Annotated in this window: 9 protein-coding genes and 3 pseudogenes; 10 read left to right on the forward strand and 2 right to left on the reverse strand. The window is 64.9% G+C overall.

Features of this window, described 5'->3' with window-relative positions:
• Positions 1 to 346 (reverse strand): annotated as a pseudogene (locus PJL15_RS16660) (hypothetical protein); the annotation flags it as partial.
• A gap of 97 nt (positions 347 to 443) precedes the next feature.
• Here PJL15_RS16660 and PJL15_RS16665 point away from each other — a divergent pair.
• Positions 444 to 1,025, forward strand: a complete 582-nt coding sequence (locus tag PJL15_RS16665; protein ID WP_281452258.1) for a MarR family winged helix-turn-helix transcriptional regulator — start codon at positions 444 to 446, stop codon at positions 1,023 to 1,025.
• Here PJL15_RS16665 and PJL15_RS16670 read toward each other — a convergent pair.
• Positions 1,022 to 1,705 (reverse strand): TetR/AcrR family transcriptional regulator, encoded by a 684-nt coding sequence (locus tag PJL15_RS16670; protein WP_281452259.1) that lies wholly within the window; start codon positions 1,703 to 1,705, stop codon positions 1,022 to 1,024. The two genes, PJL15_RS16665 and PJL15_RS16670, sit on opposite strands and share 4 nt — an antisense overlap.
• A gap of 238 nt (positions 1,706 to 1,943) precedes the next feature.
• On the opposite strand from PJL15_RS16670, the gene PJL15_RS16675 reads away from it, so the two are divergent.
• The 9 genes and pseudogenes from PJL15_RS16675 to PJL15_RS16720 all read left to right on the forward strand — a co-directional run bounded on the left by PJL15_RS16675 (position 1,944) and on the right by PJL15_RS16720 (position 15,013).
• Positions 1,944 to 3,446: an amino acid permease gene (locus PJL15_RS16675; protein ID WP_281452260.1), complete on the forward strand. Its 1,503-nt coding sequence runs from the start codon at positions 1,944 to 1,946 to the stop codon at positions 3,444 to 3,446.
• A 43-nt stretch (positions 3,447 to 3,489) separates the two neighbouring features.
• On the forward strand, positions 3,490 to 4,362 hold the full coding sequence (locus PJL15_RS16680; RefSeq protein WP_281452261.1) for an urea amidolyase associated protein UAAP1: 873 nt from the start codon (positions 3,490 to 3,492) through the stop codon (positions 4,360 to 4,362).
• On the forward strand, positions 4,359 to 5,036 hold the full coding sequence (locus PJL15_RS16685) for an urea amidolyase associated protein UAAP2 (protein ID WP_281452262.1): 678 nt from the start codon (positions 4,359 to 4,361) through the stop codon (positions 5,034 to 5,036). The genes PJL15_RS16680 and PJL15_RS16685 overlap by 4 nt, the downstream gene beginning before the upstream one ends.
• Positions 5,033 to 8,746, forward strand: coding sequence for an urea carboxylase (gene uca, locus PJL15_RS16690; RefSeq protein ID WP_281452263.1), 3,714 nt, complete (start codon positions 5,033 to 5,035; stop codon positions 8,744 to 8,746). The genes PJL15_RS16685 and uca overlap by 4 nt, the downstream gene beginning before the upstream one ends.
• Positions 8,743 to 10,605: an allophanate hydrolase gene (gene atzF, locus PJL15_RS16695; protein ID WP_281452264.1), complete on the forward strand. Its 1,863-nt coding sequence runs from the start codon at positions 8,743 to 8,745 to the stop codon at positions 10,603 to 10,605. Before uca ends, atzF begins: the two co-directional genes overlap by 4 nt.
• A 638-nt stretch (positions 10,606 to 11,243) precedes the next feature.
• Positions 11,244 to 12,740: pseudogene (gene istA, locus PJL15_RS22635) on the forward strand (IS21 family transposase); the annotation flags it as partial.
• Between the two features lie 320 nt (positions 12,741 to 13,060).
• Positions 13,061 to 13,573: pseudogene (locus tag PJL15_RS16710) on the forward strand (ATP-binding protein).
• Positions 13,574 to 14,011: 438 nt separating this feature from the next.
• Complete coding sequence (locus tag PJL15_RS16715; protein ID WP_281452267.1) at positions 14,012 to 14,323, forward strand: putative quinol monooxygenase; 312 nt, start codon at positions 14,012 to 14,014, stop codon at positions 14,321 to 14,323.
• A 54-nt stretch (positions 14,324 to 14,377) separates the two neighbouring features.
• A complete protein-coding gene (locus PJL15_RS16720; protein WP_281452268.1) occupies positions 14,378 to 15,013 on the forward strand; it encodes a TMEM175 family protein in 636 nt (211 codons plus the stop codon).
• The last annotated feature ends 22 nt before the right edge of the window (positions 15,014 to 15,035 follow it).

Consider the following 15,035-nt stretch of genomic DNA (forward strand, 5'->3'; position numbering starts at 1 on the left):
GCACTACCGCGACGCCGGCCCAGGCGGCCGCGACCGGGACGAGCAGCCAGAGCCTGAACGGGACGGTCGCCACCAGGGCGCCGACGACGACGCCGACCACCAGCACCACGCCCGCCTGCGCCTGCATGGCCAGGCGTAACCGAACCGGCTCGTGTCGGCCGTAAAGGGCGGTGAAGGCGCCGATCGCCGCATACAGCAGCAGATCGCCGCGGCCGGACGCCAGGCAAGCCACCAGCGGCACGAAGATTGCCAGGCTGGCGCGGAGGGCGGTCCAATGGGCGCCGGCATGCGGGCCCAGGTCGAAGACTGCCGCCCACCAGGACCGTGCGGCGGTGGCTTGCGTCATTCTAACCTCCCAAAGTAGTACAGGAATGAAGTACTTCAAGGTTACTACACTTGTGAATTACTATTGTGGTTGACCGCGGCGGGGTGGGAGGAGCCGGATGGATCAGGACCCGGACGTACTTTCCGATCACGGCGACGTCGTGGATCGGATGCAGCGTGAGTGGGCCCGGCTGCGCCCCGACCTGAGCTTCGCCAGCCTTGGTGTGATCCACCGCGTGCTGCGCGCGTCCCGTCTCATCCTCGAGGCCAGTGACGCTTTCCTCGCCGATTATGGGCTCACCCGCGGCGAGCTGGACGTGCTTTCGGCGCTGCGCCGCACGGACGAACCTCTGAGCCCAACGACACTGGCCCACACGCTGCTTGTCCCGCGTTCCGCGATCACCATGCGGCTGAAGTCCCTCCAGGTTCGGGGATTGCTGAGCCGGACGGCCAACCCGGCCGACGGCCGCTCGTCCCTGCTCGTCCTCACGGACGCTGGCTCAGCGCTGGTGGACGAGGTGATCCCCGCCCAGCTCGCCCTCGAAGATGCCCTGCTTGCCGAAATCCCGCCCGGGGTTGTGGAAGGCTTGGTCGATCCCCTGCGAGCGCTGACCTCCGTGTGGGAGCAAGGACGCGGCCACCAAGCCGGGTCCAGCAAGAACGGGCGGAGCGGCGCAGCGCCAACGTCCCCGGGCCGCTAAAAGTCCTCCAGGCCTCCACTGACTCGTTCAATAATCAGCGCACTCTGCGTCCGGATTGCCGGCAGTTCGTTGCCACGTCCGCAGATGATGAGTCCGGCGTCTGCGGCCTCGAGGGGTGAACTTGGAAGGACCAGCCCATCCGCGCGCAGGTTCACCAGCGATTCGATGAGGCGGAACACAAGGTCTCCGGGGTTCCCGGCCGCGCCCGCGGAGGGAGCGCTGGCGAGGACTCCCAGAGTCCCATAGATCGCGCGAAGTTCGCGCCGGCTTGCCAGGAATTGTTCGTATTGACCACCGCGGGCTTCTGGGAGGTGGTACAGGATACCCAGGTTCCAGCGGGAGCTGCAGAGTTGGGTGCCGTCGTAGAGCGCAAGGGCGTGCAAGACCACCTCGGCGGACGCTGAACCGCTGGAAACGCCGGACACAGCCTTCGCGAACGACAGGCTGGCGGCCACCGTACTTTCCAAGAGGTCCTTGAGAATGTCGTCCTTGGTTTTGAAGTGGTGGTACAGCGAGGACTGCCTCATTCCTACGGCGTCCGCAATTGAGCGGGTGGAGGTGTTGGCGAAGCCTTGGGTGGTGAAGAGTTCTGCCGCTGCGTCGAGGATTTCTTCCCTGGCGGTGGCGCCGGGGCGGGATGGTTGCTGGTTACGTGGGCGTCCCGGTCCGGCTGAAGTCACCCCTCATTCTTGCACCCGCCTGCCCGCCTTAGACTCCGCGGAACCGCTGCCTCCAAGGTGGTGAGGAAGCGGAAATGTAACCGAAACAGGATGTCTATGCGCCTTTTACAGAGGTGAAACTGTTTGGGGACATCGCACTGGAAAACTATCAATTGACCGGTAATCAGCAGCTTTCGGCCGAGCGCTGCAGTGCCGGACGGTTTTTACCCTTCATCCCGTTCCAGCCCCGGAGAAACCGATGACCTCAACCGTAGTTCCAGCCGTCCATGTGGATGATGCGGACCTCACGTCACTTGGCTACGAGCCCACTCTGCACCGCAAACTCGGCCGTTACGCCTCGTTCGCTGCAGGCTTCTCGTTCGTCTCGATCCTCACCACGATCTTCCAGCTGTTCGCTTTCGGCTACTCATTTGCCGGCCCCGCGTTCTTTTGGACCTGGCCCGTAGTGCTGGTTGGCCAGCTCCTGGTCGCCTTGAACTTCGCTGAACTCGCCGCCCGCTATCCGCTCTCCGGAGCCGTCTACCAGTGGGCGCGCCGGATGGGCGGTGAAGCGGTGGGTTGGTTTGCCGGCTGGTTCATGGCCATCGCCCAGGTCGTTACCGCCGCGGCTGCTGCCATTGCCCTGCAGGTGGTCCTGCCCCAGCTCTGGGACGGCTTCCAGGTGGTCGGCGGCGATCCGGCCCTCAACACGGTCACGGGCGCCTCGAACGCAGTCGTCCTGGGCGCCGTGCTGCTGGTAGCTACCACCATCATTAATTCCCTTGGTGTGAAGCTCATGGCCCACGTGAACTCTGTCGGCGTTACTTGCGAAATCGTCGGCGTGGCCGCCGTCGTGCTTGCTTTGATCAGCGCGGCTCAACGCGGTCCGGAGGTCGTGGCGGACACCACCGTGCTCCGGTCCTCGGACCTTGGCGCTGTGGGTGCCTTCCTGGTTTCGGGCCTGATGGCCGCCTACGTCATGGTCGGCTTCAATTCGGCAGGTGAACTGTCCGAAGAAACCAAGGACCCCCGCCGGACGGCGCCACGCACCATCCTCTCGGCGCTCCTGATCTCCGGAATCGGCGGTGCCCTCATGATCATCACCGCCCTGATGGCCGCACCGAGCCTCGACGACGGCCGGCTCGCCACCGAAGGCCTTCCCTATGTCCTCACCGCAGTCCTTGGCACTTTCTGGGGCAAGGTCCTGCTGGTGGATGTGGCCATTGCCATCTTCGTCTGCACCCTGGCCATCCAAACCGCAGGCTCCCGCCTCGTTTTCTCCATGGCCCGCGACGGCAAGCTCCCCGCATCCGCGCTTCTTTCCTCAGTGCACCCATCCCGCGGCACGCCCATGTGGCCGTCCATCGCCATCGGCGCCCTCGCTGTTGCCGTGCTGGCCATCAACGTCGGCAATGCAGCGCTGTTCACCACGCTCAGCAGCGTCTGCATCGTGATGGTCTACCTCGCATACCTGATGGTCACCGTGCCGCAGTTGGTGAACCGGCTCCGCGGTGACTGGGGTCAGGTTGCACAGACCACCCCCGCAGGTCTCTTCTCACTGGGCCGCTGGGGACTGCCGGTGAACATCCTCGCCGTCCTCTATGGCGCCGTGATGGTGGTCAACCTGGCCTGGCCCAGGCCGGAAGTGTATGACCCCACAGGCGAGAACCCGGTCCTCCTCTACTCGGCACCGCTCATGGTGGCGCTGGTCCTGGTCCTCGGTCTCTGGGTCAGGCGCCGGACATTGGCAACCAAGGCGTAAGCCGCGAATTCCCCTGACCTTAAGAAACCAGCACAGGATTGACATGACACAAGTAACCGATCGCCCCGCAGGCACAGCCACCACGGCAGGCGCACGCGCCCATGCCAGGGAACAGCACGGCAGGACTGCCAAGGCAATGCGCCACGTACCTGCCGCATCCGCTCCCGCCCACCTCCTGGACGCAGCGCCCGACGGCGTGGTCCCCACTTGGGCGGAATCGCTCGCTTTTGGCCGGTACACCACCTTGGCCCTGGCGCGGGGCACCAGAGTCAAGCTCACCGACGTCGGCGGGGACGCATGTGTGCACACACTCCTCTACCGCGGTGGTGCACTGCATGAACGCCTCAACGTGGCCGACACCGTGAAAGTCCATTGGCAGGCCTATCCCGCTGCCGGACATCCGCTGCTCTCTGATGCTGGCCGGGTCATGGCCACGATCGTCACTGACAGCTCCGCACACCATGACGCGTTGACGGGTGCCACCACGCTGGCCGGCAACACCGCGAAGTACGGAGCCGGGAGTCCCCACAGTGCCTCACCGGCCGCACGTGAACTGCTCACCCTGGGCGCACTCAAGAACGGCTTGGGTGTCCGGGATGTTGCCCCGTCAATCTCCTTCTTCAAGGGCATCAAGGTGGACCCCAGCGGCACCATCACGTTCACCGGAAGCTCGGGGCCACGTGCCGCCGTCGAACTGCTCCTCCACATGGACGCCGTTCTGGTCCTCGCCAACACCGCCCATCCGCTGGATCCGCGGGACGCGTTCAGCGGCACGGCCGTGGACATCACTGCCTGGCAGGCGCCACAGGACCTTGTCGCCCTGGAAGCCGGCACCCTGCTCGGCCCGCTCGCCCCGGAGCACCTGCAGGCTCTCCGCAACACCGAACACGACCTCACCGCAAGGAACGCCCGATGACCACAGCAATCACCACCCAGAGCTTTCCTGGAGCCTCCGAAACCGCCCTTGCCGTCGGCCCTGTGATTCTGGACGAGTTCGTTCAGGCGCGTGGCCCTTGGTCGGCAGTCGTGGCCGCCGGGGACGTGCTGACCATTGTGGACCTGGAAGGCAACCAGGCGGTGGACTGCCTCCTCTACGCAGCCGGAGACACCGCGGTCCGCTACTCGGCAGCCGTTACCATCGCGGCCCAGGAATCGATTGTCCTGACCACTGGTTCGGTCCTCAGGGCGGACACGGGCGCGCCACTCATGACCGTGGTGGCGGATGAAGTTGGCGTCCACGACACCATCGGCGGGGCCTGTTCGCAGGAATCCAACACCCTCCGCTACGGCCAGCACACCCGCGAACAGCACGCCTGCGTGGAGAACTTCCTCATCGAGGGCTCGCGCTGGGGCCTGGGAAAACGAGACCTGGTGTCCAACATCAACTGGTTCATGAACGTCCCGGTAGACCCCGATGGCGCCCTTGGCATAGTTGACGGGCTGTCCGCCCCCGGCAAGAGGATTGCCCTGCGCGCCGAGATGGACACGTTGGTTCTTGTCTCCAACTGCCCCCAGATCAACAACCCCTGCAACGGATTCCACCCCACGCCCGCCCGCATGATTGTCACCCGACCGGAGGCAGCACGATGAACACCTTTGACACCCTCCTGATCGCCAACCGCGGCGAAATCGCTTGCCGGATCATCGAATCCGCCAGGAAGCTGGGACTTCGGACAGTAGTGGTCTTCTCGGAAGCAGACCGGGGCGCCAAGCACGTCCTGCTTGCCGACGAAGCCGTCCTCCTGGGGCCGGCACCCGCCAAAGACTCCTACCTGCGCGTCGACGCGATCCTTGAAGCGGCCAGGTCCACCGGCGCCGGTGCGATCCACCCCGGCTACGGCTTCCTGTCGGAGGACGCAGGCTTCGCCGAAGCCGTGGAGGCGGCCGGGCTTGTCTTCGTCGGCCCCACGGCCGCGCAGCTGCGGATTTTCGGCACCAAACATACCGCGCGCGACGCCGCCCGGTCGGCCGGGGTGCCCATGATCGCCGGGTCGGGGCTGCTGGAGAATGTGGACGCCGCCGTCGCGGCAGGCCAGGAGATCGGGTTCCCGCTGATGCTCAAGGCCACCGGTGGTGGTGGCGGCATAGGCATGACCGTGTGCCGTTCCGAAACAGAACTCGCGGAGAGTTTTCCCCGTGTTGCCCGCCTCGCGGACGCAAGCTTCGGGACCGCCGGCGTCTTCGCCGAACGGTATGTGGAAAACGCCCGGCACATCGAGGTCCAGGTCTTTGGCGACGGCAAGGGGCGCGTCGTCAGCCTTGGCGACAGGGACTGCTCCCTCCAGCGACGGCACCAGAAGGTCCTTGAGGAAGCCCCTGCGCCCGACCTTCCGGATGAGCTGCGTGAAGAACTCCACCGCACCTCCCGTGCCCTCTGCGCTTCCCTTTCCTACCGTTCCGCCGGCACCGTCGAGTTCGTCTACGACTCCACGCGCCAGGAAGCGTCCTTCCTGGAAGTCAATGCCCGGCTCCAAGTCGAGCACCCAGTCACCGAAGCTGTGACCGGCGTCGACCTGGTGGAGTGGATGCTGCGCCTCGCCCAAGGCGGCGCGCAAGCCGACGCCGTCCTCGCCGACGTCCCGGACGCCCTGCCGGTGACCGGCCACGCCGTTGAAGCGCGTGTGTATGCCGAGGACCCGGCCCGGGGCTTCCAGCCGAGCGCCGGCATCATCACGAACGCCACCTACCCGGGCGCGGAAGCAGCACGGGTTGATGCATGGGCCGGGACCGGAACCGAGGTTTCCACCAACTACGATCCGCTGCTCGGAAAAATCATCACTTCGGGCACGGACCGGACGGCCGCCTTCGACCAGCTGGCCCTGGCGCTTCGCAGCACGAGGATCGACGGCATCGAGACCAACCTGGGCATGCTCCGTGCCGCCGCCGACCTGGATGAGGTCCGCAGGGTCAGTCACTCCACCAGCACCCTGGACAACGTGGGGGATCCTGAACCACGTATTACCGTTAACAGCCCCGGACTGCAGTCGAGTGTCCAGGACTGGCCCGGAAGGACCGGTCTCTGGCAGATCGGCGTGCCGCCGAGCGGACCGATGGATGATCTCTCCTTCCGCCTGGGGAATACCGCACTTGGAAACGCCGAGGGCGCGCCCGGCCTTGAGTTCACCATGACAGGGCCGAGCCTCACCTTCACCCATGCCACCACCGTCTGTGTCACCGGGGCCGAGGTTGCGGTCACTGTTGACGGGCGCGACGTACCCGCCTGGACACCGGTCACTGTGCCGGCAGGCCGAACACTCGACGTCGGCACGGCGAACGGCAGGGGCCTGCGAGGCTACATCCTGTTCCAAGGAGGGCTGGACGTGCCCGAATACCTGGGCAGTGCCTCCACCTTCACACTGGGCCAGTTCGGTGGCCACGCCGGGCGCGTCCTGCGTGCCGGTGACGTGCTCCGTACGGTGATCTCCGCCGTCGGGCATGTACCGACGGCGGTTGTTCCGCTGGACAGCCGTCCCGCGCTCACCTCCACGTGGGAACTGACGGTCGTCGAGGGGCCGCACGGTGCCCCCGAGTTCTTCCAGCGCGAGGACATCGAGGAGCTGTACGCCACGGACTACGAGGTGCACTTCAATTCGGCCCGCACCGGCGTCAGGCTCATCGGACCCAAGCCGCGTTGGGCCCGGACCGACGGCGGCGAGGCGGGGCTGCACCCCTCCAACATTCACGACACCGCTTACTCAGTGGGCGCCCTGGACTTCACCGGGGACACCCCCATCCTGCTCGGGCCTGACGGCCCCAGCCTTGGCGGCTTCGTTTGCCCGGTCACCGTAGTCACCGCAGATCGATGGAAGCTCGGCCAGCTTCGGCCAGGGGACAAAGTCAGGTTTGTCCCGGTCACAGTCACCCAAGCCCCCTCTGCCAAGGACCTTGGGCCTGGCCGCCAGCTGGTGCTGCCGGGGGATACTGCATGGTCGTCATTGACGGGAACTACCAGCCGTCCTCCCCGCGGCGACGGCGACGACGGCGTACTGGGCAGGGCGCCGGAGGTCGACGGCAGGCCTGCCGTGACTTACCGTCGTTCCGGCGACGACAACCTGCTGGTCGAATACGGTGAGATGGTACTGGACCTTGGGCTCCGCGCACGGGTCCACGCTCTGCACCAGCACCTTGAACAGCTTCGGGTTCCCGGGATCGTTGACCTGACCCCCGGGATCCGGTCGCTGCAGATCAAGGTTGACCCCTCTGTTCTGTCCACGAAGCGGCTGCTCAATGTGGTTCGGGAGGTCGAAGCCGTGCTCCCGGCAAGCTCCGAACTGGTGGTCCCGAGCCGGACGGTCCGGCTTCCGCTCTCCTGGGACGATCCGGCTACTCGCGAGGCCATCGAACGGTACATGGCCGGTGTTCGGGATGACGCACCGTGGTGCCCATGGAACATCGAGTTCATCCGCAGGATCAACGGCCTCGACTCCGTCAATGATGTCTTTGATACGGTTTTCGACGCCGACTACCTGGTCCTCGGGCTGGGGGATGTGTACCTCGGCGCGCCAGTGGCCACCCCCTTGGATCCGCGGCACCGGCTGGTGACCACCAAGTACAACCCGGCCCGCACCTGGACCCCGGAGAACGCGGTGGGAATCGGCGGGGCGTACATGTGCATCTACGGCATGGAGGGCCCCGGCGGCTACCAGTTCGTTGGCCGCACCACCCAAGTGTGGTCCCGGTACGCGGACTCTGCGCCCTTTGAGCCTGGATCGCCATGGCTGCTTCGCTTCTTCGACCGCATTTCCTGGTACCCGGTCAGTCCAGAGGAACTCCTGGACCTCCGGGCCGACATGGCAGCCGGCCGCGGCCGCGGCGTGGAAATCGAAGACGGCACCTTCTCCCTGGCCGAGCACGAGACCTTCCTGGCTGAGAACTGCGAGTCCATTGAGGCATTCCGCCAGAAGCAGGGCGCAGCCTTCGCAGTGGAACGGCAGGCATGGGCCGATGCCGGCGAGTTCGACCGTGCGGAAGCATTGGTCGGCATTGAGGCCCCCGCTGTAGAGGAGGCTGTAGTCCCCGAAGGCGGTTCCCTGGTTTCGGCGCCCTTCGCTGCCAGTGTGTGGAAAGTGGACGTTGCGGAAGGCGAACGGGTAGCGAAGGGCCAGCCGCTGGTGTCATTGGAGGCCATGAAGATGGAAACCATCCTTGAAGCCCCCTGCGATGGCGTGGTGCTCCGTGTCCTCCCGAAGGCCGGATCCCAAGTGGTAGCCGGGGAAGCGGTTGTGGTGCTCGGCGGGATGGAGCTGGAGCCCGACGGCGACGACCTGCAAGCACCCGAACTGGAAGAAGCAGCAGTATGAACACGGTTATGAACGGCAGTGCTACCGCCCGTGTGCATGCCGCACTGGCAGCGATCGACACGGTGGACCGCCCCGAAATCTGGATCACGCTACGGACACCGCAGGAGCTGTTGGCCGAGGCGGCGCGCATTGACGCCGCAGTTGCCGGGGGCGCGGACTTGCCTTTGGCCGGTCTCCTGCTGGCGGTGAAGAACAATGTTGACGTCGCCGGAATCCCAACTACGGCGGGGTGCCCCGGCTTTGCCTATACACCGACGGAGGACGCGGAAGCGGTTGCCCGTCTCCGGGCAGCCGGCGCACTCGTGCTCGGGACAACCAACCTGGACCAGTTCGCCACCGGCCTGGCGGGGACCCGCAGCCCCTACGGTGCAGTTCGGGACTCACGGCGCCCGGAGTACATCTCCGGTGGTTCCAGTTCCGGTTCCGCTGTTGCCGTTGCCCTCGGACTGGTGGACATAGCGATCGGAACAGACACTGCAGGCTCCGGCCGAGTCCCCGCAGGCCTGCAGGGCATTGTGGGTATCAAACCGACGCTGGATGTCGTCTCTACCGTCGGCGTTGTGCCTGCCTGCCGGTCCTGGGACGCCGTCACCATCTTCGCCCGGCACCTGGCCACCGCCGAACTGGCCATGGGCATCATGGCCGGAAACTCGCGGGCTTGGCCGGCGGACATCCGGCTCGCCGCGCCGCAGAGACCCCGGGTGGCTTACCCGGCGGCCCTTCCGGCCCTCCCGGAAGCCTGGGCGACCGAGTTCGCCCGCCACGTAGACCGGCTGCAGGCTTCCGGTGTGGACACCGAACCAATCGGATTCGACGCCTTCCTCGAGGCAGCCCGGTTGCTGTACGACGGCGGCCTGGTCGCCGAACGCTACGCCGCGGTGGGCAGCTTCCTGGAAACGCTCGACGCCGGAACCAAGGCTTCCGGGGACATCGATCCCACTGTTGCGGCCATCATCGGGGCGGCCGGCAACGTGCCGGCGCATCGTTATGTTGGCGACACCGCCCGGCTGGAAGCGCTGAAACGGGAGGCCCTGGCGGCCCTCGACGGCTTCGATGCGCTGCTGATTCCCACCACAGCCTTCCACCCAACAATTGCTCAAGTAGCCGCTGATCCCGTCGGAGTGAATTCGCTGATGGGCACCTACACCAACTTCTGCAACCTGTTCGATCTGTGTGCGGTGGCCGTCCCGGCAGGGGAGGTGGACGGTGCCCAGTTCGGGCTAACCGTGGTGGGCAGGACATTCGACGATGCCGTGGTTGCCGAACTTGCCCGTAGCCTCGAAATCACACCCGCTCCGCCCGAGCTTTTTGCTTCCGGAGCCGCAGGGGAGTCCTGCGTGGAAGGCGGCAGGCCGCCGTCGTCCCTTCCTTGGCCAGTGGCTGCGGGTGCAGTGGCTGTTCCGTTGGTGGTGATTGGGGCGCACCGCCGGGGCCAGCCATTGGCTCCACAGCTGGAGGAACTTGGCGGCGTGTGGGACGGGCCCGTTCGGACAGCACCCCGATACCGAATGGTCGCCCTTGACACGAATCCGCCGAAGCCCGGAATGTACCGCTCGTCCGAAGGGGCCGAACTGGTGGGTGAACGCTGGTTCGTGTCCGAGGGAGGATTGGGAAATTTCCTTGCAAACTTGCCGGAACCTATGCTGCTGGGACGGGTCGAACTCGCCGACGGCACGACGGCGGTCGGATTCGCGTGCGACTCCCTGGCAGCCGCGACCGGAAAGGACATCACCCACTACGGAGACTGGCTCGCTTACCTTCAGGACCCCGACAACGCCCACGGGAAGCCGTCCCGGAGATTGCGGCATGGCCTGGGTGACGCCGTCCTGGCGGGGTTTGCCCGCGGAGGTCCCAGCTAAACCGGACCGATACGCGAAACGTCTGGATTTCCTGTCACGGAAGTCCTCGCAGATGCTCCCTATCCCGTGGTAGAGGCTCCGATCCTTCCGTCAAGCCAATACTGCTGTTCGATCGAGTCAAACGGTTACGTGTCCAAAAACGGAGGCGCTAGGCCGACTGTGGCATGGCATGTGGAAGTTGTTCCGGTAGGCGGTGGTTTTGTTGGTGTTCCAGCCTGCGATGATGCCGGCTCCGAGCATGTGGTCGATGAGGGGTGCGAAGCGGTAGCCGGGGTCGGTCCCTCCTTGCGCCTACATCTGCTCATGCGTGTGAGTGGCAGTAGCGACATGACGCGGATCCGGAAGCGCTCTAGATGTGCAGGGGCATTTCGAGGTGAGAGTTCGGCGGCAATGGTCGGCGAGTGCCATCGAATGGTTCTTGGCCGTATCCTCGAAGCGCACCACGCAAGCGAGCGGGACGCCGTCCCGACGCAGATGAGCGCTCCAGGTTGTTAGCGGCCATGAAAAACTGCCCATCGGTGGCCATGAGATCTGCCCACTTTCTTACTGAACCGACCGCGTCTTGAGCGGTGGGGGCCTCTTCCCGGGATTTGATGACGGTGTCTAAGCGCACCAAAGTCGCCAGAAAGAGGCCCTGTATGAAGTCTGACGGAGAAATCATGGAAATACTTACTGCCTACGATCTGACTGGATCGTTGCGGGCAACCGCGGAACTGACGGGCTGTTCCCATCACACTGTTGCCAGGCATGTTGCTGCCCTGGACGCAGGGCGCCCGATCGCTGAGCCCGCAGCCAGGGACCGTGTCACGGACGGGTTCTTGCCCAAGATTGAGGAATGGGTCGAGTCGTCCAAAGGCCGGATCCGCGCCGATAGAGCCCACGAAAAGTTGCTGGCCATGGGCTATGAGGGTTCGGAACGTTCGGCCCGACGGGCGATTGCACGGGCCAAGGCCGCGTGGCGGTTGGGTCACGTGCGGTTCACCGGCCGTGGATTACCGAGCCGGGGATGTGGCTGCAGTACGACTTCGGTGACGGGCCCCGGATCAATAGGGTGAAGACCGTCCTGTTCGTTGCCTGGTTGGCGTTCTCGAGGTTCCGGCTTGTGATCCCGTTGCGGGACCGGACCGCGCCGAGCGTGTTCGCCGCCCTGGACCGGTGCTTCCGGGTCTTGGGCGGGGCTCCGACCTACGTCCTGACCGATAACGAGAAGACTGTGACCACGGCCCACGTTGCCGGGGTGCCGGTGCGGAACCAGCAGACCCTGGACTTCGCCCGCCACTACGGGGTCACGGTACTGACCTGTCAACCAGCGGACCCGGCGAGCAAAGGCGGTGTCGAAGCATCGGTGAAGCTGGCCAAAGCCGATCTCGTTCCCAAAGACACGAACCTGTGCGCAGACTACGGCTCCTTTGCCGAGCTTGAGGCGGCCTGCGAGGCGTTCATGGACGAGGTGAACAACCGGGAGCACCGCACCATCCGGCGCAAACCCGCCGCAGCGCTGGCTGAGGAACAATCCAGGCAGCACCGGATCCCCGATGCAGCACCGGATCCCCGATGCAGCGCACACGGTCGCGTTCGGGCTGGCCCGCACGGTTCCGGAGAACACCCCGATGGTCACGTTCGAGAATGCTCAGTATTCCGTTCCAGCGCATCTGCTCGGGTCCCGGGTGTTTGTCCGCACCCATGGCGCCGGCCCAGATGAACAGATCATCATCGTCCATCACGGCGCCGCCGGTCCCGTTGAGGTCGCCCGCCATCACCGGGCACGACCAGGCAGCCCTGCCATGGCCGATGAACACTTCCCGGGAACCAGAACCAGGATCCCGGGTGACTATGCAGTCAAAGCGCGCAGCGCGGACGAGGCCGAGTTCCTGGCCATCGGTGAAGGGGCTTCTCGAGGCCGCCGCTGCTGGCACCGCACGGATGAACGTGAAGATGGCCGAGGCGGTGACCTTGGCCAAAATTGCCGGCACTATCGAAGTCGACAAAGCTCTAGGCAACGCGGCCTTCCGGGGCGCTTCGCGCACGGGGATCTGGCCTCGATCCTGAAGGCCGCCAAGTCCCGCACCACCACCCACGCCGCTAACGAGAGCACTTCCCTGACTCAGGGCACCAGCGCCAGGGCAGCCATGGGTGCCCGTCCGTTCACCACACCCATCACTTTGCAGGAGGGCCCTGATGAGCCCGGTCACAACCCCGGACACCAGCGCACCGGCACTGCCAGCGGAGCTGGAAGCGTTGATGCGGCAACTGAAAATGCCCCATGCCCGGGCCCTTGCCCCGGAACTGATCGCGACCGCACGCGCCCAGCGCTGGGAACCCTTCGAGGTCATCAAAGCCCTCTTCGCGGAGGAAACCGCCGGCCGGGCACCGTCCATGCTCGCTACCCGCCGCAAAAGCAGTGGGGTTCCCCACAGGCAAAACCTTCGACGCCTGGGACCCAGTAGTCTCCTCAATGCCCGCGCCTACTCAACAAGCCCTTCGCACCTTGGAATGGATCACCCGCCGGGAAGACCTCGTCGTCTGCGGGCCTTCGGGAACCGGGAAAACATTCTTCCTCGAAGCCCTCGGCCAACAAGCAGTCGAGGCCGGCATGCGGGTCGCCTGGTTCAGGCTAGAAGACCTTGGCGCCTTGATTCGGGCCCACCGCACCGACGACGACGTCACCCGAGCCGTGACCAGAATCCTCCGCGCCGAACTCGTCGTCATCGATGACATCGGTCTGCTGCCCGTAGCCACCGACGCCGCCGAAGGACTCTACCGGGTCGTCGACGCAGCATAGGAAAACGTTCCGTCGCGATCTCCTCGAACCTTGCACCCCGCCGGCTTCGACGAACTCATGCCCAAAACCCTCGCCACCGCCTCCGTTGACCGGCTCCTGCACCACGCCCACGTCTGCCAAACCAGCGGCGGCTCCATCCGCCTCACCCACGCCCTCGCAGGAAAAGGAGTCACCCAACTGGACTAACACCACCCAACAATGGACAACCCCGCCGAGAACCCTCAGTGGGCAGATCTGTTGGCCATCATCGGGCAGTTTTACTGGCCACCAGCAGGCACATCAACTGGCCGCCCGTGGGCAGAAACTAATGGCCATTGACAGCGGCAGGCTCAGGGAGCTCGCAGGAGCTGGGTAGACCCTGTAAGGAAGCGCGCAATATGCCCGCGTCCTGGCAATTAGTCATCGCTGGATCGTCCGTTTGCTCGTTCTTGACGCCACCGCAGGAGTTCTTCGAAGGCGAACCTTGCACTGGCAGTGCGTCGCGCCGCTCCCTCGATAGGTTGAGGAGGTGCCACGAGGTTAGCTCGGTCCGCACCATCCTCACCGGAGTACCGTTCCAAGGAGGCTCGCCATGAAAATTGTCTCGCAGTACGGAATACGTCAGATCGGGCCGGGTGATGGAGCATGATTGAGGTTGCATTGTCGGTGATACTGAAAGCCAAACCCGGCAAGGAGAAGGACGTCGCGGATTTCCTCCGTTCCGGGCGCTCGGTCGTTGAACAGGAGCCGGGTACACGCGCTTGGTTCGCCCTCCAGTTTGACGAATCGACTTTCGGAGTATTTGACGTTTTCCCCGATGACGAGGCCCGCCAAACACACCTCTCTGGGGGAGTCGGGCAGGCACTTGCCGCTCAGGGAGCAGAGCTGTTCAGCGCGGAACCGAACATACAGAACATCGACGTGCTCGCCTACAAGCTTCCCGGTGACGGCGGATAGAGGACGCAAGCCGCCCCTGTGCACCCACCTCATGCACAGGTTTAGGAGCGGAGGGTGACACGCTCGGATAGCAGCCGTGCCGAGGCGTTCAGCGACGCCGTCATCGCGATAGTCATCACGCTCCTGGTCCTTGAGCTCACGCCGCCAGAGACCGAGCCTGGCGGGCTTTTGGCTGGATTGCTGGGGCAATGGCCCGCTTATCTGGCGTATGCGGCCTCCTACATCTATCTGGCCGAGATCTGGCTCAATCACAAATCCGCGTTCTCCCGTATTCGGCAGATGGATATCGGCCTACAGTGGGCCAATCTGGCAATCCTCGCCACGCTCGCCCTTTTGCCTTGGCCGACAGCCGTGATCATCGATACAGCCAAGACTGGTAATCTGGCCGACGAGCGGGTCGCGGTCGCGCTGTACGCGATTGTCGGCGCACTGCTGTGCCTGTCATGGCTGGTGTTCTTCTCGCACTTGGCACGCCATCCTGAGCTCACCGAGGAGGAAGTGGAGGGTTCCTACTTCGCGCGCGAGCGACCACGTGCCCTTGCCGGGGTGGTGCTGTACCTCGCGGCGGGAACGGTAGGTGTCCTCGTCCATCCGTTGGTCGCATCGGTGATTTTCGTGATCCTGCCTGTTTTCTACGGTCTCACCAGCCACGGGTTTGATCACAGGCCGGACTTCCTCCGAGGTCTTTAGGCCGCTGTCCGCCAGCTGTAAT

Origin of the sequence: Paenarthrobacter nitroguajacolicus (assembly GCF_029952445.1) — a bacterium.
GTDB classification, from domain to species: Bacteria; Actinomycetota; Actinomycetes; order Actinomycetales; family Micrococcaceae; genus Arthrobacter; species Arthrobacter nitroguajacolicus_B.

Coding starts and splice junctions, on each gene's coding strand:
- PJL15_RS16665 (WP_281452258.1), top strand. CDS start 444: ATGGATCAGGACCCGGACGTACTTTCCGATCACGGCGACGTCGTGGAT.
- PJL15_RS16675 (WP_281452260.1), top strand. CDS start 1,944: ATGACCTCAACCGTAGTTCCAGCCGTCCATGTGGATGATGCGGACCTC.
- PJL15_RS16680 (WP_281452261.1), top strand. CDS start 3,490: ATGACACAAGTAACCGATCGCCCCGCAGGCACAGCCACCACGGCAGGC.
- PJL15_RS16685 (WP_281452262.1), top strand. CDS start 4,359: ATGACCACAGCAATCACCACCCAGAGCTTTCCTGGAGCCTCCGAAACC.
- uca (WP_281452263.1), top strand. CDS start 5,033: ATGAACACCTTTGACACCCTCCTGATCGCCAACCGCGGCGAAATCGCT.
- atzF (WP_281452264.1), top strand. CDS start 8,743: ATGAACACGGTTATGAACGGCAGTGCTACCGCCCGTGTGCATGCCGCA.
- PJL15_RS16715 (WP_281452267.1), top strand. CDS start 14,012: ATGATTGAGGTTGCATTGTCGGTGATACTGAAAGCCAAACCCGGCAAG.